The following is a 15,379-nucleotide window of genomic DNA, read 5'->3' as shown; positions in this document are numbered from 1 at the left end:
GCAAGCCTTGCTCCCACAAGCTTTGTTCCAGGTTCAGCTACTGGTCGGGCGTCCCTGAAACCGCCGCAGGTCAAGGGTGAGCGGAAACTCGTCATTTACCGTCAAGACAGGCATCGGCAGTTTTCCTGGCGTGTGCCCGAGACGGAAGAAACGCGCCATTCGCCGGCTCTCGGCTTCGTTGGCATTCACCGGCAGGCTGTCGTAGTTGCGACCGCCCGGATGAGCCACATGATACTGGCAGCCCCCCACGGAACGTTGCGTCCAGGTGTCGAGCAGATCGAAGACCAGCGGCGCATGCACCGGGATGGTCGGTTGCAGACAGTTGGCCGGTTGCCAGGCGCGAAAACGCACGCCGGCGACGAACTCACCGACCCGCCCCGTCGGTTGCAACGGCACCGGCACGCCATTGCAGGTCAGCACATAGCGTTGCGGCGCCAGGCCACTGAGCTTGACCTGCAGGCGTTCCAGGGAGGAGTCCACATAGCGCACGGTGCCACCTACCGCACCCTCCTCCCCCAGTACGTGCCAAGGCTCAAGGGCCTGGCGCAACTGCAGTTCGATGCCGCTGACCGCATAATCGCCCACCTTGGGGAAGCGAAACTCCAGGTGAGCGGCGAACCACTCGGCCCGCAACGGATAACCGGCAACGTTCAGCTCACTGATAACGTCGGCAAAATCCTGCTCGATAAAGTGCGGCAGCAGGAAGCGGTCGTGTAGCTCGGTCCCCCAGCGCGCCAGTTTCGCCGGCGCGTAGGGTTCCCGCCAGAACCGCGCCACCAGCGCCCGCAGCAACAGTTGCTGGGCCAGGCTCATGCGGGCGTGGGGCGGCATCTCGAACGCACGCAACTCCAACAGGCCGAGCCGCCCCGTGGCACCGTCCGGTGAATAAAGCTTGTCGATGCAGAATTCGGCACGGTGCGTATTGCCCGTGACGTCGATCAACAGGTTGCGCAACAACCGGTCGACCAGCCAGGGGGGACATTCCTCGTCCGGCTGGGGCATCTGCGCAAACGCGATTTCCAGTTCATACAACGCATCGTTGCGCGCCTCGTCCACCCGGGGCGCCTGGGAGGTCGGGCCGATGAACAGTCCGGAAAACAGGTAGGACAACGACGGGTGGTTATGCCAGTAGCTGATCAGGCTGCGCAGCAGATCAGGACGTCGCAGGAACGGTGAGTCCGCTGGCGTCGCGCCTCCCAGTACGAAATGGTTGCCGCCACCGGTGCCGGTGTGCCGGCCATCGATCATGAATTTCTCAGTGGTCAGGCGCGTCTGTCGCGCCTCCTCGTAAAGAAACTCGGTGCGTTCGACCAGTTCATCCCAGGTCGCAGACGGCTGCACGTTAACCTCGATCACGCCCGGATCCGGGGTGATACGAAAGTTACTCAGGCGCGGGTCGCTCGGCGGCTCATAGCCTTCCAACAGCACCGGGCAATGCAGCGCCTCGGCCGTCTCTTCAATGGCGCTGACCAGCGCCAGATAATCCTCGACCCGCTCCAGAGGCGGCATGAACAGGTACAGGCGCCCCTCGCGAGCCTCGGCACAAAACGCCGTACGAGTCAGCCAGTCGGCGGATTCATCGATCTGCGGGGCACGGTCCTGCTCGACGGACGACTCGCCGTGATGCGCCAACTGCTCGGTGTCGGGCAGCTTGGGCAAGTCCTGGTTCGGGTCGGTGGGGTGGATGAACGGGTATTCGGCCGCCGTGACCCAAGGCTGGGACGCCAAGGGCAAGCGATAACCCAGCGGCGAATCCCCCGGCACCAGCCGGCAGTGACTATCCCGCAGGTACCAACGACCGCTTTGCCACTGATCGCCCTTGGCAGTGCGGGCCAGTGGCAAGACCTGGCCGATCACTTTGTCCAGGCCCTGGCTAAAGACTTTGCGCAGCCGCGCGCGCTCCAGGGCATCGTCCAGCCGTGGGTCCTGGGCGGTGACATTCGAAGGCAATGCACCTTCGCGCCAGAGGTAATAGAAGTTGTCTTCGTAGGCCGGAAACACGAATCGCGCAGGAATGTTCAGGCGCTCGGCGACGCGGGTCAGGAAACGCCCGGCCAGTTCGCCATCGGCACCATAGTCCTGCTGTTCGTCGGCGATCAAGGCGCTGTTGTGCCAGATCGGCACGCCGTCGCGCCGCCAATAGCAGTTCAGCGACCAGCGCGGCAGTTGTTCGCCGGGGTACCACTTGCCCTGGCCGAAATGCACCAGCCCCTTGGGCGCGTAGTGATTGCGCATGCGCTGGAACAACTCGGCGGAGAGCCGGCGCTTGTCCGGCCCGAGTGCCGCCGTGTTCCACTCGGCGCCGTCGGGGTCATCGATGGACACGAAGGTCGGTTCACCGCCCATGGTCAGGCGCACGTCGCCCTCCAGCAAGTCGACATCAATCTGCCGCCCCAGCGCCTGGATCGCCAGCCATTGTTCGTCGGTGTAGGGCCTGGTGACCCGCGGCGCTTCCCAGACCCGCTCGATGGACATTTCGTGGCTGAACGCACACTCGCATGGTTCCACCAAGCCGCTGATCGGCGCTGCCGAGGACGGATCGGGGCTGCACGCCAAGGGGATATGCCCTTCACCGGCGAACAACCCGGACGTCGCATCGAGGCCGATCCAGCCGGCGCCCGGCAGGTAGACCTCGCACCAGGCATGCAAGTCAGTGAAGTCCACTTCGGTGCCTGACGGGCCGTCGAGGCTTTTCACGTCGGCCGTCAACTGGATCAGGTAGCCGGACACAAACCGGGCCGCCAGGCCGAGGTTGCGCAACAATTGCACCAGCAGCCAGGCCGAGTCGCGGCAGGAGCCGGACGCATGCTCCAGGGTATGTTCCGGGCTCTGGACGCCGGGCTCCATACGGATCAGGTAGTTGATGTCTTCGCTCAGGCGCTGGTTGAGTGCCACGAGGAAATCCACTGCCGGCAGCGGCGTGCGGTCGATGCCGTCCAGGTACGCCTGGAGCCTCGGCGTCAGCGGCAAGGTTTCCAGGTACGGCGCGAGCTCCTTGCGTTCATCGGCGGCGTAGTCGAACGGGATTTTCTCGGCGTAGGGTTCGAGGAAGAAGTCGAACGGGTTGAACACTGCCATCTCCGCCAGCAGGTCGACCTCGATCCGCAGCTCCTCGGTTTTCTCCGGGAACACCAGTCGCGCCAGGTAATTGCCCTGGGGGTCCTGCTGCCAGTTGATGAAGTGCTGGTCGGGGGAAACCTTCAACGCATAGGAAAGAATCCGCGTACGGCTGTGGGGCGCCGGGCGCAGGCGAACGATCTGCGGACCGAGTTCGACAGCGCGGTCATAGCGGTAATGCGTGACGTGATGCAATGCGACATGTATCGACACAGCGTGCCTCCTGCGAGCCTGGGCGTTATTGAAAGCGGCGCAAGACTTATGCCATGCAGGCAGGCCGGACACTTTCTTCGTTTACTCCAGGCAGTAGAGCACTAAAAACGGACGTTGCCCGCTTTCGCGTGCAAAGGGGCGCACATAAATGTGGCGGGAGACGGTAGCGAATCGACTCAGCGACGCGGGCGTGAGGCCTTGGCCGCCTTGATGATGAGCTCGCGTTGGCGGCGGATTTCCACCAGTTGGCTGCGCATTTCGCGGTGGCGTTTGCTGTTGAGTAACAACAAGCCCAATAGCGGGAACAACACCGCCAACGTATAGATGACTTTATGCGGGCGATCCTCGACAGTGGGCAATACGCCCAGCAGGCATAAGACCAGCACCGCGACCAATCCCCAGACCCATTGCGGCCTGCCGCGCACTACCATGAAATTGCAATGCACCACGATCAACGTGACTGCCGCCCCCCCCAGCACCGACCAGGTCGCTTGCTCACCAATTGAGGCCCTGGGCAGATAAGACGTCACCAACAAGGGAGCTGCACAGCCCAGGGACAACAGTGCCGCGAAAATGCCGCCAATGAAGGTCGGGAAATAGCGCACCAGAAAACGCGGCAGACTCGGATCGTCCATTACTCCTCCAGTTCTTCGTACAAGCCGACGGCAATGGTTTTTATATTTCCCGACAAGCTGCTGCCAGTCAGGCCGATCGCAGCCCCCAAAGAATCTTTGATCTGGGTAACCGTAGCGTGCTTCATCTGGGTCGGGGTAAAACGCTTAGGCAACTCCCCGGCAAGCTGTTTGAGCTTGAGCATTTTCGGCGTCAGCCGCGGGTCATTGATGCTCAGCAACTCCTTGGTCAGTTTCGCCCGCTCCTGGCGATTCAGGCCACGCAGGACCTCACGTAGGCTTTTGCCGGTGCTGGCCTTCGCCGCCTTCACCAGTTTTATCGTGGTCAGGGCAGAAGCGCCCACTCCCAGCAAGGAGGCAGCATCGAGACCGATTGAGGCATATTGGTACCATTCCTCACTGTCCAGCTTGTCATTGAGTTGTGGATTGGCCACTTCGGCCGTCGTCCGGATAAGCCCGACAGCACACTGCACGGTACTCGCCGTCGCTGCGGTATAACCCAGAGCCACCACAACGGAACTGGCCCCCGCACTAAAGGGAACGGCAACCGTTCCACTGAACACGACAATCCAGCCCAATACCGCTCCGGCACACGACAAGGTGGTATTGATTGCCTCCCCAACCAGACGCGACTGTCGGGGATTGTCTTGCACCTGCTGGGCAAATTGCGCCGGCGCGATGTACTTCTGGGCCTCGTGCAAAATGACCCGCTTGGGCTTGATGCTGCAGATCGGCTTGAATTCACGCAGGGTCACCACGTTGAATTCGGCATCGACGTACACCACCCCCGCGCCAACGATACCGGGGTCGGCATCAATGGCGGCAAACAGCCGAGGCAGGTTGATCTGGCTTTCGATGCGTTGGCGGGCCATGAACTGGGAGAAAGTGTTGTCCATGCCGATGCCCGGCAGCGGGGTGCTCATGTGAGTCGTCCTTGAGGTCCAGGGGATCAACTGTGGGAGCAAGGCTTGCCCGCGATGAGCGCGCCTCGGCTCCAAGGTAAACCGCACGGCCCCCATCGCGGGCAAGCCTTGCCCCCACTGTCAGTTCAAAACTAGCGTGGCACGACCGGCTTGCGCGCAGGCTTCGGCCCCTTGCCCTTGGCGGCGTCCTTCCGGTCCTTGGCGGCCTGCTGGTTACGGGCGAACGCCGCAGCCTTGGCTTGCTCGCGCTTGTCCCACGCATTGCCGCCGTCGCTGGCGCGCGGCGGCAGGCCGGTGTGCTGGGTCAGGATCTTCGTGGTGTCCTTGCCCACCTTGTGACTGCCGGCCGGTGTCGAGTTCTTGCGCCGGGCACTCTGGTAGCTGTCGGTAGCCGGCTGGTGCAGCGGGATCAACTGGTGCTTGCCCGGCCCGATCAGGTCGGCACGGCCCATGCGGGTCAGTGCTTCACGCAGCATCGGCCAGCCCTTGGGGTCGTGGTAGCGCAGGAAGGCCTTGTGCAGGCGGCGCTGCTCTTCGCTCTTGACGATGGTCACCCCGTCGCTCTTGTAGGTGACCTTGCGCAACGGGTTCTTGCCCGAGTGATACATGGCCGTGGCCGTGGCCATCGGCGACGGGTAGAACGCCTGCACCTGGTCGGCCCGGAAGCCATTGCCCTTGAGCCACAGCGCCAGGTTCATCATGTCTTCATCGGTGGTGCCGGGGTGGGCGGCGATGAAGTACGGAATCAGGTACTGCTCTTTCCCGGCTTCCTTGGTGTACTTCTCGAACATCCGCTTGAACCGGTCATAGCTGCCGATGCCCGGTTTCATCATCTGGTTGAGCGGGCCTTCCTCGGTATGCTCCGGGGCAATCTTCAGGTAACCACCGACGTGGTGGGTCACTAGTTCCTTGACGTACTCCGGCGACTCGACCGCCAGGTCGTAACGCAGGCCGGAGGCAATGAGGATCTTCTTCACCCCAGGCAATGCCCGGGCGCTGCGATACAGCTGGATCAGCGCGGAATGGTCGGTGTTCAGGTTCGGGCAGATGCCGGGGAACACACAGGACGGCTTGCGGCACGCGGATTCGATTTCCGGGGTCTTGCAGGCAATGCGGTACATGTTCGCGGTCGGGCCGCCGAGGTCGGAAATCACCCCGGTGAAGCCGGGTACCTTGTCGCGGATCTCTTCGATCTCGCGAATGATCGACTCTTCGGAACGGTTCTGGATGATCCGGCCTTCGTGCTCGGTGATCGAGCAGAACGTGCAGCCGCCAAAACAGCCACGCATGATGTTCACCGAGAAACGGATCATCTCGTAGGCCGGAATCTTTTCCTTGCCGTAGGCCGGGTGCGGGACACGTGCGTAAGGCATGCCGAAGACGTAGTCCATTTCCTCGGTGGTCATCGGAATGGGCGGCGGGTTGAACCAGACATCGACTTCGCCGTGCTTCTGCACCAGGGCACGGGCGTTACCCGGGTTGGTTTCCAGGTGGAGCACGCGGTTGGCGTGGGCGTAGAGCACCGCGTCATTGCGCACCTTTTCCACCGAAGGCAGGCGGATCACCGTCTTGTCCCGGGTCATTTTCGGGCTCGCCAGAATCTGCACGACCTTGGCTTCGCTCGGGTCTTCGACCGGCCCCTTTTCCTGCTCGATGGCACAGGCGGCGGTGTCCTGGGTGTTCACATATGGATTGATGATCTTGTCGACCTTGCCCGGACGGTCGATGCGCGTGGAATCGACTTCGTACCAGTCCTTGGGCGTGTCACGGCGGATGAACGCGGTGCCGCGCACGTCGGTAATGTCTTCGATCTTATGGCCATAGGACAGGCGTTGGGCGACTTCGACGATCGCCCGCTCGGCATTGCCGTAGAGCAGAATGTCGGCGCAGGCGTCGATCAGGATCGAATTGCGCACCCGGTCCTGCCAGTAATCGTAGTGGGCGATGCGACGCAGGGACGCTTCGATGCCGCCGAGCACGATCGGCACATGCTTGTAGGCTTCCTTGCAGCGCTGGCTGTAGACCAGGCTCGCACGGTCCGGCCGCTTGCCCGCCAGGCCGCCCGGGGTATAGGCGTCATCGGAGCGGATTTTCTTGTCGGCGGTGTAGCGGTTGATCATCGAGTCCATGTTGCCGGCCGCGACACCGAAAAACAGGTTGGGCTCGCCGAGCTTCATGAAGTCGTCCTTGGACTGCCAGTTCGGCTGGGCGATGATCCCCACACGAAAACCCTGGGCTTCCAGCAGACGGCCGATGATCGCCATGCCAAAGGACGGGTGGTCGACGTAGGCATCCCCGGTCACGATGATGATGTCGCACGAATCCCAGCCGAGCTGATCCATCTCCTCCCTGCTCATGGGCAGGAACGGCGCCGGGCCGAAACATTCGGCCCAGTACTTGGGATAGTCAAATAATGGCTTGGCTGCTTGCATGTCGATGACCGGTATAAAGATGAAAAATCGCGGGCGCGGAATATAGCACAAAAAATGATCAAGTCCGACGGCTATGGTCGGAAATCGGCGGCGCTGCCATCGCGAGCAGGCTCGCTCCCACAGGGGAATGCATTCCAGGGTGGGAGCGGGCTTGCTCGCGAAGGCGGTGTGTCAGCCGACGCTAAGGTTGTCTGGCGCGCCGCTTTCGCGAGCAAGCCCGCTCCCACAGATCATTCGTCATCATCAAAGTTATAGCTGCCCGGCGCCAGGTTCTCGAAGCGCGTGTATTTGCCGATGAAGGCCAGGCGAATGAAGCCGATCGGGCCGTTACGCTGCTTGCCGATGATGATTTCGGCGATGCCCTTGTGTTCCGTCTCGGGGTGATACACCTCGTCGCGGTACACGAACATGATCACGTCGGCGTCCTGCTCGATCGCACCGGATTCCCGCAAGTCGGAGTTCACCGGGCGCTTGTTGGGGCGCTGTTCCAGGGAGCGGTTCAACTGGGAGAGCGCCACCACCGGGCAGTTGAATTCCTTGGCCAGGGCCTTGAGGGAACGGGAGATCTCGGAAATCTCGTTGGTCCGGTTATCGCCGCTGGAACCGGGGATCTGCATCAGTTGCAGGTAGTCGATCATGATCAGGCCGACTTCACCGTGCTCACGCACCAGGCGACGGGTCCGGGCGCGCATCTCCGACGGACTGATGCCGGCGGTGTCATCGATGAACAACTTGCGGTCATTGAGCAGGTTGACCGCCGACGTCAGGCGCGGCCAGTCGTCATCTTCCAACTGACCGGAACGGACCTTGGTCTGGTCAATGCGCCCCAGGGACGACAGCATACGCATGATCAACGATTCACCTGGCATCTCGAGGGAATACACCAGGACCGCCTTGTCACTGCGCAGCACGGCGTTTTCCACCAGGTTCATCGCGAAGGTGGTCTTGCCCATCGACGGACGACCGGCGACGATGATCAGGTCGGACGGTTGCAAACCGCTGGTCTTCTCGTCGAGGTCGGTATAGCCGGTGGACAGGCCGGTGATGGCGTTGTCGGTGTTGAACAAGGTGTCGATGCGGTCGATGGCCTTGGTCAGCAAGTCATTGACACTGACCGGGCCACCGGTTTTCGGCCGCGCCTCGGCGATCTGGAAGATCTGCCGCTCGGCTTCGTCGAGGATTTCGGCGGCGGTCCGGCCTTCCGGGTTGAAGGCACTGTCGGCGATTTCGGTGCTGATGCCGATCAACTGGCGCAACGTCGCCCGCTCGCGGACGATTTGCGCATAGGCCTTGATGTTGGCGACAGACGGCGTGTTTTTCGCCAGTTCGCCGAGGTAACCGAGGCCGCCGACCTGGGACGTCTGCCCCTCCTTGTCCAGTTGCTCGGACAGGGTCACGACGTCGATCGGCATGTTCTGATCGGCCAGCTTGGCGATCGCACGGAAAATCAGGCGGTGGTCATGTCGGTAGAAATCGCCGTCGGAGACCTGGTCCAGCACGCGTTCCCAGGCGTTGTTGTCCAGCATCAAGCCACCGAGCACGGCCTGTTCGGCCTCGATGGAATGCGGCGGCACCTTCAGGGCAGCAGTTTGCAGGTCGTATTGCTCGGGAGCGGTGATTTCGTTCATGGCCACTTGATTCTTTGGGAAACGCAGGGGGAAATCGGGAATTGCAGAAAGACAAAGGGCACGACCTGTAAACAGGATCGTGCCCGATGTTACCGACTAGTACCCGAGGGTGCCAGCCGACAGGTGTTGCTTAGGCTGCTACCACGACAACGCGTACGGTGGCTTCAACTTCGGCGTGCAGGTGCACGGCCACGTCGAATTCACCTACGTTGCGGATGGTGCCGTTCGGCAGACGAACTTCGCTTTTCGACACTTCAACGCCGGAGGCGGTCAGTGCGTCAGCGATGTCGTGAGTACCGATCGAACCGAACAGCTTGCCTTCGTCGCCAGCGGTGGCAGTGATGGTCACTTCCAGCTCGGCCAGTTGGGCAGCACGGCTTTCGGCCGAGATCTTGCGGTCTGCTGCAGCTTTTTCCAGCTCAGCGCGACGCTCTTCGAACGCAGCCAGGTTGGCAGCGGTCGCAGCGGTGGCTTTGCCGTAAGGCAGCAGGTAGTTACGACCGTAACCGGCCTTAACGTTTACTTTGTCACCCAGGTTGCCCAGGTTGGTGACTTTTTCCAGAAGGATCAGTTGCATGTGAAAATCCTCTAACTTTTAACCTTCACCGTTCGCGTTGTCGGCGTCTTTCGACGCCATACGACCGCGAAAATCAATCAGGCTGTCGACGATGGCCAGGACCACCAGCAACGGATAGATCAGCTGCATGAACAGCAACAACGTGACGTACAACCCCACCAGCCAGAACCTGGCCAGTCGCTTTTGCGCCACCAGCCCGTGAATCAGGGCCAACGCGGCGAATACCAGCGGTACGCTGCACAACGGCGTGAACATTGCCATCTGCACACCGAAGTTCGGTGCCAGAAGCATGCCTGCCAGCAGCAACATCGCCAGCCCAAGCGGGAAACGGATGGCGCGAAACTCGCGGCCAAAACCACCCGGGTTGTACAACAACGCTTGCCAGTAGCGCCCGATAATCAGGCTCAGCACACTGACGATTTGCAACAAGGCCGCAATCAGGCCAGTCAGGACCGGGGCAATCAGGGACGCGAAACGCGCCTGCTCCTCTACCGACATCTGCTGGTAGAGATCACCGAGGGCCTCGGGCAGGATTTTTATCAAAGCCTGCGAAAGCATCTCGATCTGGGGCGCGAAAGCCACCCCGAGCACCACTGAAAACCCCACTCCCAGCGCTATGCTGACCAGCAGCACGCGGTTCCAGGATTCGCTGGCGCGCAACACCAGCGCCAGCACCGAAGACCCCAGCAGCACCATGAGTGCCCGCGGGTCAGCGGAATACAACCACCAGAACAAGGCCGGCAGCAGTCCCAGAGCAAGAACGCCAAGGGCGTCCTGCAATCCGCGCCGCAGAAGTACAAGACTCCCCGCGGCAGCACCCAACCAATACAACAACGGCAATGCCGCGCATCCAGCCACTGCCAGAGTGGCCTGCATACGACCGCGCATGATGAACTCAGCTAAGGCGCGCATGCATTCAATCCCTTACTTACTCGTCGACGACCTGGTCTCAGCGGCCGTGGCTGTCGGTGTAGGCCAGCAGGGCCAGGAAGCGGGCGCGCTTGATAGCGGTGGCCAGCTGACGCTGATAACGAGCTTTGGTACCGGTGATACGGCTTGGAACGATTTTGCCGGTCTCGGATACGTAGGCTTTCAGAGTGTTGAGATCTTTGTAATCGATCTCTTTCACGTCTTCAGCGGTGAAGCGGCAGAATTTACGACGACGGAAGAAACGTGCCATGTGATTGGCTCCTTAAAAGGTCCGTGGATTACTCGTCAGCGTTATCGCTGTTGTCGCTGTCGCTATCGCTGTCATCGCCATCGGCGCTGTCAGAGTGCTCAGGACGGTCGCGACGCTCACGGCGCTCACTGCGGTTTTCTTCAGCCTTGAGCATCTCGGATTGGCCGGTAACGGCTTCTTCGCGACGGATGACCAGGTTACGGATCACTGCATCGTTGTAGCGGAAGTTGTCTTCCAGCTCGGCCAGGGCCTTGCCGGTGCACTCAACGTTCAGCATCACGTAGTGAGCCTTGTGAACATTGTTGATTGCATAGGCCAGTTGACGACGGCCCCAGTCTTCCAGACGGTGGATTTTGCCGCCGTCTTCTTCGATCAGCTTGGTGTAACGCTCAACCATGCCGCCGACTTGCTCGCTTTGATCCGGGTGGACCAAAAAGATGATTTCGTAATGACGCATGAATGCTCCTTACGGGTTGTAGCCTGCCGCTCAAAAACGGTCAGACAAGGAGTGAATGACACTTATGGACTTGAGGACGCTAGACACATAAGTGCCTGCCATCACAGCAAGGGGCGCAATTGTAGAGAAGGGTCGAGGGCGGCGCAAGGCAATTGGTGATTATTTGAACAACCGCTACAACACAAGACAATGTGGGAGCGAGCCTGNNGCTCGCTCCCACAGGGATTCGCGTACGCCTTATTTCTTCGCGGCAGCCTTGACGCTACGCTGGCGCAGCGCCTCGAACAGGCACACCCCGGTCGCGACCGAGACGTTGAGGCTGCTGACGCTACCAGCCATCGGCAGCTTGACCAGGTAGTCACAATGCTCGCGGGTCAGGCGACGCATGCCTTTGCCTTCGGCGCCCATGATCAGGATCGTCGGGCCGGTGAGGTCCTGTTGGTACAGGTCCTGTTCGGCTTCACCCGCCGTACCGACGACCCACAGACCGCGCTGCTGGAGTTTTTCCAGGGTACGCGCCAGGTTGGTCACGGCCACCAGCGGAATCACTTCCGCGGCACCGCAAGCGACTTTTCGTACCGCCGGCGTCAAGGTTGCCGACTTGTCCTTGGGAACGATTACCGCCAGTGCCCCGGCGGCGTCCGCCGAACGCAGGCAGGCGCCGAGGTTGTGAGGATCGGTCACGCCGTCGAGCACCAGCAGCAAGGGTGCGCCCTCGGTGCGATCGAGCAGCTCGTCGAGCATCGCCTCGCCCCAGACCTGACTCGGGCTGACCTCGGCTACGACGCCCTGGTGGACACCCTCGACCCAGGCATCCATCTCGCGCCGCTCGGCCTGGCCGACCGCCACGCGATTCTCGTTGGCCAGCGCGACCAGGGCCTGCACCCGTGGCTCACTGCGGCTTTCCGCCAGCCAGATCTGCTTGACCCGCTTGGGGTGGTGACGCAACAGCGCTTCCACGGCATGCACGCCGTAGATTTTTTCCAACTGACTCATGACTTGGCCTTGGGTTTACGTGCCCCACCGCTTTTGGCCGGAGCCGAGCCCGCTTTTGGCGGACCTTTACGGTGTTTGCCTGGCTTGCTGGCGCTGTCCGGGGCCGACTTTGACCCCGACGCCGCCTTACCACCTTTCTTGGCTTCCGCCAGCAACGCCTGCTTCATCTCACGGCTCTTGCGCACCTCGGCGTTTTTTGCCGCCGCGTCGCTCGGACGATAGGCTTCACCGGTTTTCTCTTTGGCCGGGCCACGACGCCCGGACTTGGACGAGGCCGGCTCGGCAGCTGGCTTGGCCGCTGGCGCAGGCGTTTCGGCACCGCGTTTCTTGCGACCAATCGGCGCACTGATGGTTTTCTCGGCCATCTCGAAGTCGATCTTGCGCTCGTCGAGGTCGACGCGCATGACCCGCACTTCAACGGTATCACCCAGACGGAAGCTACGACCGGTGCGTTCACCCGCCAGGCGGTGATGCACAGGGTCGAAGTGGTAGTAATCGCCCGGCAGCGCGGTGACATGCACCAGGCCCTCAACGTAGATATCGGTCAGTTCGACGAACAGGCCAAAACCGGTCACGGCAGTGATCACACCCGGGAACGACTCACCGACGCGGTCCTTCATGTATTCGCATTTGAGCCAGTTCACCACGTCACGAGTCGCTTCGTCGGCCCGCCGCTCACTCATCGAGCACTGTTCGCCGAGCTGCTCCAGGGCGGCCTCGTCGTACGGATAGATCCGCGCCTTCGGAATGGTCATCGCACCGGCACGCTTGACGTGCGGGGTGTCCATCTTCGAATGGATCACGCTACGGATGGCCCGGTGCGTGAGCAGGTCGGGATAGCGACGGATTGGCGACGTGAAGTGGGTATAGGCTTCGTAATTCAGGCCGAAGTGGCCCTGGTTATCGGCGCTGTACACCGCCTGGCTCAACGAACGCAGCATCACGGTCTGGATCAGGTGGAAATCCGGACGATCCTTGATGCTGGCCAGCAGGGCCTGGTAATCCTTGGGCGACGGACCTTCCTTGCCTTTGTGCAGGGACAGGCCGAGCTCACCGAGGAACGCGCGCAGTTTTTCCAGGCGCTCCGGCGGCGGACCGTCATGGACCCGGTACAACGCAGGGATCTCGTGTTTCTTCAGGAATTCAGCGGTGGCAACGTTGGCCGCCAGCATGCACTCCTCGATCAACTTGTGTGCATCGTTGCGCACGGTCGGCCGGATTTCGGCGATCTTGCGCTCGGTACCGAAAATGATCCGGGTTTCCTGGGTTTCAAAATCGATCGCACCGCGCACGTGGCGCGCCGCCAGCAGCACCTTGTACAACGCATAGAGCTGCTTGAGATCCGGCAACACTTCGTTGTACTCACCGCGCAGCTTGCGCGATTCGGCCAGCTTCGGTGTTTCCAGCATCGCGCTGACCTTGTTGTAGGTCAGGCGGGCATGGGAATGGATCACCGCTTCGTAGAAGCAGTAGTCGGTCATTTCGCCGGACTTGGAGATGGTCATCTCGCAAACCATGGCCAGGCGATCGACATGCGGGTTGAGCGAGCACAGGCCGTTGGACAATTGCTCGGGCAGCATCGGCACGACGCGCTCGGGGAAGTACACCGAGTTGCCACGCACCTGGGCTTCGGCGTCCAGCGCCGAACCGAGCTTCACGTAGCTGGAAACATCGGCGATCGCCACGTACAGCTTCCAGCCGCCGGAGAACAGGCGCAATTTGCCGGGCCGGGCTTCGCAGTAGACCGCGTCGTCGAAGTCCCGGGCGTCTTCGCCGTCGATGGTGACGAACGGCAGGTGACGCAGGTCGACGCGCTTCTCTTTGTCTTTCTCTTCGACTTCCGGCTTGAGCTTGGCGGCTTCTTTCATGACCGCTTCAGGCCAGACATGCGGAATGTCATAGGTGCGCAAGGCAATGTCGATTTCCATGCCCGGGGCCATGTAGTTGCCGACCACTTCCACCACATCCCCCTGCGGCTGGAAGCGCGGGGTTGGCCAGTGAGTGATCTTCACCTCGACGAACTGACCGACCCTGGCGTCGGCATTACGGCCCGGGGTCACCAGCACTTCCTGCTGGATCTTCGGGTTGTCGGCGACGACAAAGCCGATGCCGCCTTCTTCGAAATAACGACCAACGATGGTTTCGTGGGCGCGGGACACCACTTCGACGATCACGCCTTCACGGCGGCCGCGGCGGTCCAGACCGGAGACACGGGCCAGGGCGCGGTCACCGTCAAACACCAGGCGCATTTGCGCGGGGCTCATGAACAGGTCGTCGCTGCCGTCGTCCGGGATCAGGAAGCCGAAGCCATCGCGATGACCGGCGATGCGGCCCAGGATCAGGTCGAGCTTATCCACCGGCGCGTAGGTGCCACGGCGGGTGTAGATGAGCTGAGCGTCGCGCTCCATGGCGCGCAGGCGGCGGCGCAGGGCTTCGAGCTGGTCCTCGGTGGTCAGGCCGAATTCTTCAACCAGTTGCTCGCGGCTAGCAGGCGAACCCCGATCGGCGAGATGCGCCAGGATCAGTTCGCGGCTAGGAATAGGGTTTTCATATTTTTCCGCTTCACGAGCGGCCTCGGGATCGAGGGACTGCCAATCGGCCATTAGAGAGTTTTCACCTTGTCTATATGCGGGTTAGTTTGGCATAGGCTTAATGAAACGGGAAATTTCAGGCAGCTGAAATTACCTTTCCGAGGTGGTTCGACCGTCCTTTGAAGCCGAAGATCGCGCCGCCGGTGAAATTTCCAGGTTTTTTTGCTCCCAGGGGTTTACAGTTAAAAACACGCTCCGTATAGTGCGCGCCATCGACGACGCACACACGTTGCCGATGCTGCCCAGATGGTGAAATTGGTAGACACGCCAGCTTCAGGTGCTGGTGACCGCAAGGTCGTGGAAGTTCGAGTCTTCTTCTGGGCACCAATTCAAGCTTCAAGGTTCAAGACCTTGAGCTTCACAAAAACCCGCGAAAGCGGGTTTTTGCATTCCTGCCCCCTGCAATTCGGTTTGGCAATTAACAAAACAAAAACAGGGGTTTACAGATCAAAACACGCTCCGTATAGTGCGCCTCATCAACAGCGGCAACGCTGAAGATGCTGCCCAGATGGTGAAATTGGTAGACACGCCAGCTTCAGGTGCTGGTGACCGCAAGGTCGTGGAAGTTCGAGTCTTCTTCTGGGCACCAATTCAAGCTTCAAGGTTCAGACCTTGAGCCTCACAGAAACCCGC

11 protein-coding genes and 2 tRNA genes are annotated in these 15,379 nt (G+C 61.2%); 2 read left to right on the top strand and 11 right to left on the bottom strand.

The genetic code is table 11. From position 1 onward, the window contains the following. Positions 1 to 33: 33 nt before the first annotated feature. The 11 genes from J7E36_RS10910 to rnr all read right to left on the bottom strand — a co-directional run bounded on the left by J7E36_RS10910 (position 34) and on the right by rnr (position 14,758). On the bottom strand, positions 34 to 3,330 hold the full coding sequence (locus J7E36_RS10910) for a DUF2126 domain-containing protein (protein WP_215002684.1): 3,297 nt from the start codon (positions 3,328 to 3,330) through the stop codon (positions 34 to 36). Between the two features lie 176 nt (positions 3,331 to 3,506). After that, complete coding sequence (locus tag J7E36_RS10905; RefSeq protein WP_215002682.1) at positions 3,507 to 3,965, bottom strand: hypothetical protein; 459 nt, start codon at positions 3,963 to 3,965, stop codon at positions 3,507 to 3,509. Then, complete coding sequence (locus J7E36_RS10900; protein ID WP_215002680.1) at positions 3,965 to 4,885, bottom strand: NAD synthetase; 921 nt, start codon at positions 4,883 to 4,885, stop codon at positions 3,965 to 3,967. The genes J7E36_RS10905 and J7E36_RS10900 overlap by 1 nt, the downstream gene beginning before the upstream one ends. Positions 4,886 to 5,016: 131 nt before the next feature. Next, positions 5,017 to 7,317, bottom strand: coding sequence for a YgiQ family radical SAM protein (locus tag J7E36_RS10895; protein WP_215002678.1), 2,301 nt, complete (start codon positions 7,315 to 7,317; stop codon positions 5,017 to 5,019). 230 nt (positions 7,318 to 7,547) lie between these two features. Next, positions 7,548 to 8,945 carry a replicative DNA helicase gene (gene dnaB / locus J7E36_RS10890; RefSeq protein WP_135843431.1) on the bottom strand — a complete coding sequence of 466 codons (1,398 nt, stop codon included), beginning with the start codon at positions 8,943 to 8,945 and terminating at the stop codon, positions 7,548 to 7,550. Positions 8,946 to 9,075: 130 nt separating this feature from the next. After that, positions 9,076 to 9,522 (bottom strand): 50S ribosomal protein L9, encoded by a 447-nt coding sequence (rplI, locus tag J7E36_RS10885; protein ID WP_215002676.1) that lies wholly within the window; start codon positions 9,520 to 9,522, stop codon positions 9,076 to 9,078. Positions 9,523 to 9,540: 18 nt separating this feature from the next. Then, on the bottom strand, positions 9,541 to 10,434 hold the full coding sequence (locus tag J7E36_RS10880) for a hypothetical protein (protein WP_215002674.1): 894 nt from the start codon (positions 10,432 to 10,434) through the stop codon (positions 9,541 to 9,543). A 37-nt stretch (positions 10,435 to 10,471) separates the two neighbouring features. Next, positions 10,472 to 10,702: a 30S ribosomal protein S18 gene (rpsR, locus tag J7E36_RS10875; RefSeq protein WP_002551829.1), complete on the bottom strand. Its 231-nt coding sequence runs from the start codon at positions 10,700 to 10,702 to the stop codon at positions 10,472 to 10,474. 28 nt (positions 10,703 to 10,730) lie between these two features. Next, entirely contained in the window at positions 10,731 to 11,159 is a 429-nt protein-coding gene (gene rpsF / locus J7E36_RS10870) for a 30S ribosomal protein S6 (RefSeq protein WP_003186395.1), read from the bottom strand. A 237-nt stretch (positions 11,160 to 11,396) separates the two neighbouring features. Next, positions 11,397 to 12,155, bottom strand: coding sequence for a 23S rRNA (guanosine(2251)-2'-O)-methyltransferase RlmB (rlmB, locus tag J7E36_RS10865; protein WP_215002672.1), 759 nt, complete (start codon positions 12,153 to 12,155; stop codon positions 11,397 to 11,399). Then, positions 12,152 to 14,758 (bottom strand): ribonuclease R, encoded by a 2,607-nt coding sequence (gene rnr / locus J7E36_RS10860; RefSeq protein ID WP_215002669.1) that lies wholly within the window; start codon positions 14,756 to 14,758, stop codon positions 12,152 to 12,154. Before rnr ends, rlmB begins: the two co-directional genes overlap by 4 nt. Positions 14,759 to 14,986: 228 nt before the next feature. On the opposite strand from rnr, the gene J7E36_RS10855 reads away from it, so the two are divergent. Both J7E36_RS10855 and J7E36_RS10850 read left to right on the top strand, forming a co-directional pair. After that, positions 14,987 to 15,073, top strand: a tRNA-Leu gene (locus tag J7E36_RS10855). 175 nt (positions 15,074 to 15,248) lie between these two features. Then, a tRNA-Leu gene (locus J7E36_RS10850) sits at positions 15,249 to 15,335 on the top strand. The last annotated feature ends 44 nt before the right edge of the window (positions 15,336 to 15,379 follow it).

The organism is Pseudomonas fluorescens (assembly GCF_018614775.1).
GTDB lineage: Bacteria > Pseudomonadota > Gammaproteobacteria > Pseudomonadales > Pseudomonadaceae > Aquipseudomonas > Aquipseudomonas fluorescens_BY.
The sequence above is the reverse complement of the archived record's forward strand: the minus strand, read 5'-3'. Positions and strand labels throughout refer to the sequence as shown.